The sequence below is a fragment of the Pseudomonas rhodesiae genome, from assembly GCF_007858255.1.
GTDB classification, from domain to species: Bacteria; Pseudomonadota; Gammaproteobacteria; order Pseudomonadales; family Pseudomonadaceae; genus Aquipseudomonas; species Aquipseudomonas rhodesiae.
This window is the reverse complement of sequence record NZ_VFEU01000023.1, coordinates 75,538-82,168: the sequence shown is the minus strand read 5'-3', so window position 1 is coordinate 82,168 and position 6,631 is coordinate 75,538. Positions and strand designations below refer to the sequence as shown.

The window sequence follows — 6,631 nt, the reverse complement described above, 5'->3', positions numbered from 1 at the left end:
AAAGCGTAAGGGCGGCCAAGAACCGGAGGACGATGAGCCGTTCTGATTTCATGGCGACGACGGCCTGCTACATGGCTGCGTGTGGCAGGTCTTAAACAACTGAACTGGGCTAGCGAAGGAGTGGGGGCAACAGCAGCTGCGCTGGTAGACTTATCCACAGTTGCTGGTAACAAAATCAGCAATCCGCCCTGGGTCAAATTTCAATCGGCAGGGTGGGTCAATTTTCCATCAGCGCCAACATCTTGAGAGCTAAAACAACACCCGCAACCGCGAAATCACGCCAAAGAGCTGATATTAAATCCCTTGTCGCAGTTTGTGTCTTATTAACCTCGTCCTGCAAACCCTTGCGCAGATCCCCTAAGCTTTTGACAGCCTCCTTGCTTTGATCCTGGAGATGAAAGGCGAACGCTTCCTTGGCCCCCGAGAGGCTATTTTTTAAGAGTGGCGTTGAGCCAGAGGGCCACGTCGTCCCACTGTTCCAGTTGATAGCAATGTGGTTGTTGAAAAGTTGGAATTTCGTTTCACACTCCCTAGGGGTGGAGTAGATCCACTGGCAGGTGTCGTGAAGCATCTCAAAATTGATATCAGCCCAGTTAATAGGCTGGTCTATAGCTATGGGGAGTGAGCGCCCGCCTCGAAATATTACATGAGCCTCATCATCTTCCTTGCGAATCTCGGCTGGCAAGCAAAAGGAAAGCTTTTCCACCGCCACGCGTTTCCAGGCTGTAAAAGGTTCGCTTTCAGCAATTGGCTCAGCAGTCAGCAGCCATGGCTCAAGCGACGGGGGGGTAAGGGAGTGGGTAAGATCCCGTACCATTTTCCAAGGTTTTTCAGGATGTAGAGTGGCGGTCGGTAAATTTCTATCTCCACCCATTTCTTTCACTAGGAACTGATGAGTGGAAAATTCAAAGGTTTCACCTGCAACCCACACGCACATTTTTTTCTGTGAGTTCTGTGCTGAAAATTGGTTTGTCCTCAACCAGTTTTCGAAACCTTTTAAAGTTAGGAAATAACACCAGTCATCATCCGTTGGCTTCTCCAAGATGACTGTCAGTCTGTCATTTTCCACATCCTCCAAATCGAAATCTTTGATCTCGATGCTGTCGGAAACTTCTCCAAAAAGCTCCATCTTTCCGATGCCCACAGAACAAACACGCTGGGCAAGATCTTTCAATTCTCGAACAAACCCGGAAGATGTAACGCTTACTTCATCAATTCGAAAAATATGCGTAGTTTCAACCTGCGCAGAACCACCTGACGCCGTAAGTCGCTCAAAGAAGCTGCGAAGTTCCAGCGCTAGCTGTTTCATGATTCACGCAAGCGACTTGTACGAATAGTAATAACAGTTTCATCCTTTCCATTTTCTATAGTTAAGCTTCCCTTTGCCCGCGCAGGCATATTGATGGTTATGCCTTCACTTGTTACGTATTTCTTTGCCTCATTGGTAGGTAGCTCTTCCTCATCATAGGAGAACACCTCACCAGTCAAATTTAGGCTTTCCAATTCTTTGTCAAAGGTCGCTCGGATTTCATCTTGGCCATTGATGCCAAAAAATCTGTGAAGAATTCGTCGACTTCAAAGTCTTTACGCTTTTTCGCAATCTCAACGACTTTCTCAGCGACCTTCGATGTGATAGCAGGCGGCAGATCACCCAGATGTGTCCTTACAGTTTTTTTGATTGCCTTAACCAAATCTACCGTCATTTCCTTTGAGTTCCGGAGGCGCTCTACTCCCAGGAATTCTTTGAAGAAATCACTGATTCCTGAGCGGCTCATTTTATCAATGATCACTACTTCTGAGTCTTTGGAATCCAAATCAATAAGAGCTGATTTCTGCAACGCTTTTGGTGATTCAGTAAAGTTGTTAGTAACTGCCTGAAGTATTGCCTGGGCGCCCTTAGTTTCAAATGTCACGACTTTTTCAGAGTCGTACTTGATTAAGGAATAAAACTTTTTAGCCCCTGTAATTAAACCAATTACAATCAACACGCCTGACTTCATCCGTTTATCACCAAGGCGATGAAATTGCCGCGCCAAGCTCTTGGAGATATCGACAAAATTCGACTCGCCCTTTTCCCAACTATTCAATTTGGCCTTTACTTGAGATATTTCAGCGAAAGAGAATTTATTGCCCTTGAGGGTTTCTTTGATGCGGTCAATGAAGAACGGCTCGAAGGTGCTTAAGGGGGTGTCGTCAAAAAGGATCGGATCATCGGCTCGATGATGCACCACGTGAAAAATGAAATTCTCGATTTTCAGGGCTTCGATTTCTTTATCCGTAAGAGTGGCCAAGTTAAATCCTCATCCTTGCTGGTGGCGACATGACATTAAGCATTGATGTAAGCACCTTTTCAGCGTTATGCCTAGCGTCCCCCGCAGGGCATAGCATACGAATCACTGTATGAATATACACCTACAGAAAGCGGCTGGCTGCCGTTTGGCCCCACCCAGGATCACTTGTCCGATGGAAGGCTCACTGGTAAGCGTGTTTAAGCGTGCATGAACGCTGAGCACTGGGTTACATTTTTCGAGAATCTTTTTATGCTTTTATAGAAAAGCAATAATTGCTTTTATTTTATTGCTATGGGATGCTTCTTAGCATCTGACAGGAGATCCATCCCATGAACGACATTATTTCGCTCATCGAAAACGCAGCAAAGACGAAGAATGACCTGGCGTCCGCATCTATCCGCATGCCCAAGGAGCTCTACTCATTTATCGAAGGTCTGGCTGATCAGCTCGATCTGAGTCGCCAGGAGACAATGCTGAAACTGCTAGAGAAGGGGGTTGAAGCTGCCAAGGCGGCTCTGAAGCTTGATGACAAAGAGCAGGCGGCAGTAGACATCGAGTTACTCGAACCGTCGAGCTTCCACCTTCTGAATACGAACAAGCGTCACTCATTGGAAGACCATGACCGTATGCTGAGCGAGGGTAGCGCAGCAGCTTTTTATGCCCCTTGGAAGTACAACATTGACCGTATAAAGAAAGGTGACGTGGTCTTCTTGTACGAAAATGGCAAGGGGATCGTCGCCTTCGGCCAAGGTACTGGCGAAACTGAAAAACGTGAGCATCACGGCTATCTCGAAGAGTGCCATTTTCAGCGACTGATGGATTTCACCATCTTGGATAAGCCGATTTCGGCTGCGGAGATCAAGAAAGCGGTACAGAAAAATGTCGTCTTCTTGCGCACGATGTCTCCCATGCCCGATGGCCAATTGCTGCTGAATCTGATCCAAAAGCGCTCCGCATGAAGCCTGGTGGGCGTAGTCAAAACAACCATCCCAACAGGGGCTAGGATCGGCTCAGTACGCTGCAGGGGTAGCCAACCGCACAGGCTCAATCTCTCCCTAAGTCCGCTCAGCCCATCTCTGAAGGATGGAATGATAGGAAGTCGTATAAATACAACACTCGGGTTGTATTTATAGAAATATGACACGACAATAAATGAACGCCAGCATTCCCCAGTGTCTACTGACGATTGACAAGATCAAGACCGGACGGACAGTATCCGGACGAACAATTCACGCACCACATAACGGTTCAAGTCCGTGTGGGCCCACCAACTCCAAAGCCGCGCATTGCGCGGCTTTCGCGTTTCTGGCGTTTGATAAATAGCAGCCAATAATCTCAAAAAGCCTGATTCCGCCCACAAAACGTCCATAGCTCACTTGGCAAACAACTGCCCAATATCTTTGAACGCCTTGAATTCCAGTGCATTCCCGCACGGATCAAACAGGAACAACGTCGCCTGCTCCCCTACCTGCCCCCTGAAGCGAATATGCGGTTCCAGCACGAACTTCGTCTGCCTGGCTCGCAGGCGCTCGGCCAGGGCATGCCAGTCTTCCCACCCCAACACCACACCAAAATGCGGCACGGGCACATCGTGGCCGTCGACTGCGTTAGTGTGCGCCGCTTGCTGGGACGCGGTCTGCGGGTGTTCGTGGATCACCAGTTGATGGCCGAAGAAGTTGAAGTCGACCCAGTGTTCGCTGGAACGCCCTTCCTCCAGGCCGAAGACCTCACGGTAGAAGTACCGCGCGGCCGCCAGATCGAATACAGGAATTGCCAGGTGAAAAGGAGCGAGTGCCATCAGGTCAACCCTCTTTTGGATTTTTGAATGCCTGGGAGTTTAGCCTTGCTCCCGCCGATGCAAAGACGATAGTTTTCGCGCCGAGCTCAAATAATTTCGATGATTTAAGGGGCCGAAGCTGCGCGAGTCGCAGCCCTCGTCTCGGTCTCTCGCCATGGCATCTTTGCGGCCACCAGGCTACTTGCTGGCTGGCGCAAGCCTGTAACATGCCCGCCTATCGCCGCCTTCACTGGAGTTCTGCCCTTGTCTGTCCTGGATGAAATCGATCGCCAACTGATCGCCGCGCTGCAGATCAACGCCCGCGAAAGCGTGGCCATGCTGGCCCGCCAACTGGGCATCGCGCGCACCACGGTCACCTCGCGCCTGGCGCGCCTGGAGAAAACCCAAGTGATCACCGGTTATGGCGTGCGCCTGGGCCAGCGCGTGGTGGATGGCGGCCTGCAGGCCTATGTTGGCATCACCGTACAGCCGCGCTCCGGTAAAGAAGTACTGCGCAGGCTCAGCGCCATGGCTCAGGTGCAACAGCTGTGCGCGGTGAGCGGCGAGTTCGATTATGTGGCCTGGTTGCGCACCGATTCGCCGGAACAGTTGGACCAACTGCTGGACCAGATCGGCAGCGTCGACGGTGTGGAGAAAACCACCACGTCGATCATCCTCAGTAACAAATTGGATCGCGGCCAGCCAATTTGACTAATCATCTCGTCATATTGACTAAAATCAATCCAATCCGACGACACATTGCGTCTTATTAACGATCACAACCCTCCCTAAACTGGCTGCCATCTTTTCCTATACTCAGCGGGTCGCGTCCCGCCAAGCCGTCAGTAAGGTCAGCCATGAGCATTCCGTCCAGCACCATCAGCAAGACCAATCGCCACCCCGCAGACGGCAAAAAACCCATCACCATCTTTGGCCCGGACTTTCCGTTTGCGTTCGATGACTGGATCGAACATCCAGCCGGCCTGGGCAGCATTCCCGCCGAACACCATGGCGCCGAAGTGGCGATCGTCGGCGCCGGCATCGCCGGGCTGGTTGCGGCTTACGAGCTGATGAAGCTGGGCCTCAAACCGGTGGTGTATGAAGCCTCGAAAATGGGCGGCCGCTTGCGTTCCCAGGCGTTTGAAGGGGCCGAAGGCATCATTGCCGAACTCGGCGGCATGCGCTTCCCGGTGTCGTCCACCGCTTTCTACCACTATGTAGACAAACTGGGGCTGGACACCAAACCGTTCCCCAACCCACTGACGCCTGCCTCCGGCAGTACCGTGATCGACCTCGAAGGTCAGACCCACTACGCACAAAAATTGTCGGATCTGCCGGCCCTGTTCCAGGAAGTGGCTGACGCCTGGGCCGATGCGCTGGAGGCCGGTTCGCAGTTCGGCGATATCCAGCAGGCCATCCGCGACCGCGACGTACCGCGCCTCAAGGCCCTGTGGAACAAGCTGGTGCCGTTGTGGGACGACCGCACGTTTTATGATTTTGTCGCCACTTCCAAAGCCTTCGCCAAACTGTCGTTTCACCACCGCGAAGTGTTCGGCCAGGTCGGTTTCGGCACCGGCGGCTGGGACTCGGACTTCCCCAACTCGATGTTGGAGATCTTCCGCGTGGTGATGACCAACTGCGACGACCACCAGCACCTGGTGGTCGGCGGCGTGGCCCAAGTGCCCATGGGCATCTGGCGCCATGTGCCGGAACGTTGCGCCCACTGGCCGGCGGGCACCAGCCTCAGCACACTGCACCGTGGCGCGCCACGGGCTGGGGTTAAGCGTATCGCCCACGCCGCCAATGGCCGCTTTGCCGTCACCGACACCTACGGCGACACCCGCGAATACGCTGCCGTGCTGACCACCTGCCAGAGCTGGCTGCTGACTACCCAGATCGAGTGCGATGAAACCCTGTTCTCGCAAAAGATGTGGATGGCCCTGGACCGCACTCGCTACATGCAGTCCTCGAAAACCTTCGTGATGGTCGACCGCCCGTTCTGGAAGGACAAAGATCCGGAAACCGGCCGCGACCTGATGAGCATGACCCTCACCGACCGCCTGACCCGTGGTACTTACCTGTTCGACAATGGCGACGACAAGCCTGGGGTGATCTGCCTGTCCTACTCGTGGATGAGCGATGCGCTGAAGATGCTGCCGCAGCCCATCGATAAACGGGTGAAACTGGCTCTGGACGCGTTGAGCAAGATCTACCCGAAAGTCGACATCAAGGCGCGCATCATCGGCGACCCGATCACCGTGTCCTGGGAGGCCGACCCGCATTTCCTCGGTGCTTTCAAAGGTGCGCTGCCTGGGCACTATCGTTATAACCAGCGCATGTATGCGCACTTTATGCAAAAGGACATGCCTGCCGAACAACGCGGGATCTTCATCGCCGGGGACGACGTGTCTTGGACACCCGCGTGGGTGGAAGGCGCGGTACAAACCTCACTGAATGCCGTATGGGGCATCATGAATCACTTTGGCGGTCGCACTCACCCCGAAAACCCGGGGCCAGGTGATGTGTTCGACGAGATCGGACCAATCGCCCTCGCCGATTAAGG

Annotated in this window: 7 protein-coding genes; 3 read left to right on the top strand and 4 right to left on the bottom strand. The window is 53.0% G+C overall.

All coding sequences use genetic code 11. The features are described 5' to 3' along the window. Nucleotides 1–217: 217 nt before the first annotated feature. Genes FIV35_RS23650 through FIV35_RS23640 form a run of 3 tightly spaced genes read right to left on the bottom strand, consistent with a single transcriptional unit; the run spans nucleotide 218 to nucleotide 2,291 of the window. Nucleotides 218–1,309 carry a hypothetical protein gene (locus FIV35_RS23650; RefSeq protein WP_052199015.1) on the bottom strand — a complete coding sequence of 364 codons (1,092 nt, stop codon included), beginning with the start codon at nucleotides 1,307–1,309 and terminating at the stop codon, nucleotides 218–220. Next, complete coding sequence (locus FIV35_RS23645) at nucleotides 1,306–1,488, bottom strand: hypothetical protein (RefSeq protein WP_146375076.1); 183 nt, start codon at nucleotides 1,486–1,488, stop codon at nucleotides 1,306–1,308. The genes FIV35_RS23650 and FIV35_RS23645 overlap by 4 nt, the downstream gene beginning before the upstream one ends. A gap of 2 nt (nucleotides 1,489–1,490) precedes the next feature. Further along, nucleotides 1,491–2,291, bottom strand: coding sequence for a nucleoid-associated protein (locus FIV35_RS23640; RefSeq protein WP_052199016.1), 801 nt, complete (start codon nucleotides 2,289–2,291; stop codon nucleotides 1,491–1,493). Nucleotides 2,292–2,620: 329 nt separating this feature from the next. On the opposite strand from FIV35_RS23640, the gene FIV35_RS23635 reads away from it, so the two are divergent. After that, on the top strand, nucleotides 2,621–3,250 hold the full coding sequence (locus tag FIV35_RS23635; protein ID WP_034139560.1) for a hypothetical protein: 630 nt from the start codon (nucleotides 2,621–2,623) through the stop codon (nucleotides 3,248–3,250). A gap of 413 nt (nucleotides 3,251–3,663) precedes the next feature. Here the strand turns inward: FIV35_RS23635 and FIV35_RS23630 are convergent, their stop codons facing one another. After that, on the bottom strand, nucleotides 3,664–4,089 hold the full coding sequence (locus FIV35_RS23630; protein WP_034139561.1) for a VOC family protein: 426 nt from the start codon (nucleotides 4,087–4,089) through the stop codon (nucleotides 3,664–3,666). A 243-nt stretch (nucleotides 4,090–4,332) separates the two neighbouring features. Here FIV35_RS23630 and FIV35_RS23625 point away from each other — a divergent pair, with 243 nt between their 5' ends. After that, a complete protein-coding gene (locus FIV35_RS23625; RefSeq protein WP_034115283.1) occupies nucleotides 4,333–4,779 on the top strand; it encodes an Lrp/AsnC family transcriptional regulator in 447 nt (148 codons plus the stop codon). Nucleotides 4,780–4,946: 167 nt separating this feature from the next. Continuing rightward, the gene (locus FIV35_RS23620) at nucleotides 4,947–6,629 is read left to right on the top strand and encodes a flavin monoamine oxidase family protein (RefSeq protein WP_034101758.1); all 1,683 of its coding nucleotides are present in this window, start codon (nucleotides 4,947–4,949) and stop codon (nucleotides 6,627–6,629) included. The last annotated feature ends 2 nt before the right edge of the window (nucleotides 6,630–6,631 follow it).